1 protein-coding gene is annotated in these 704 nt (G+C 77.6%); it reads right to left on the bottom strand.

Features of this window, described 5'->3' with window-relative positions; genetic code table 11:
- Positions 1-100: 100 nt before the first annotated feature.
- A partial coding sequence (locus L2I40_RS24030; RefSeq protein WP_237217855.1) for a hypothetical protein occupies positions 101-704 on the bottom strand: 604 nt, incomplete at its 5' end.

The raw sequence follows: 704 nt of genomic DNA, 5'->3' as shown, positions 1-704 counted from the left end.
AAAACGCTCTAGGCGGGCCGGCGCGAAGGCTTGGGTCCCGGTCGGGCGGGTCGCCCGACGGCGCTGTCCAGCGGCCCGCCCGGTGTTCCCGGACCGGTTCTCAGATGTGCCGCGTGCGGATGATGCGCCCGTCGGCCAGGGCGATCGCATGCAGGGCGGCGAAGCTGCGGCGCGGCGTCGCCAGGAACCACAGGCGCCCGGGCTCGGCGGAGACCCAGGCGATCGTTTCCGATGTGGGCAGCGCGATGTCCCACACCGGTGCACCGTCCGGCCGGAGCCGGCGGAGGCGTTCCTCGCGCGCGCCCGTCGGGTCGAGTTGCGCGAGCAGGATCGAAGGGGGGTCGGCCAGGGAGAACAGCTGGCCGGGCCCGGCCATGAGCAGCCCGCCGAAGGGGATCGGCGCGACGTCGGGCACCGGCTCGGCTGCCTCCAGGAGATCGGTCGCGCCGGGGCGGGCGGGATCGCCCGCGGCGGCGCGGACCCTGCCGCGCCAGAGGCGCAGCGGACCTGGCTCCGCCACCCTGGGCAGGAAGCCGCCGCCCGCGTCCTGGGCGCGGACGGCGCCGGGGATCGTCATCCGCTCCGGCAGGAGACCGAACCAGAGGTCGCCGAGCCGGCCCTCCGGCGCGGTCACCGGACCCTCGGGCGCGAGCGCGGGGCGCAGCGGCGGCCAGGGCGCGGTGCGCGGCTCGTCGCGCGGACGG

Source organism: Falsiroseomonas oryziterrae (assembly GCF_021864505.1).
Lineage (GTDB): Bacteria > Pseudomonadota > Alphaproteobacteria > Acetobacterales > Acetobacteraceae > Falsiroseomonas > Falsiroseomonas oryziterrae.
Note: the sequence above shows the minus strand (reverse complement) of the source record. Positions and strands in the feature narration are given on the sequence as shown.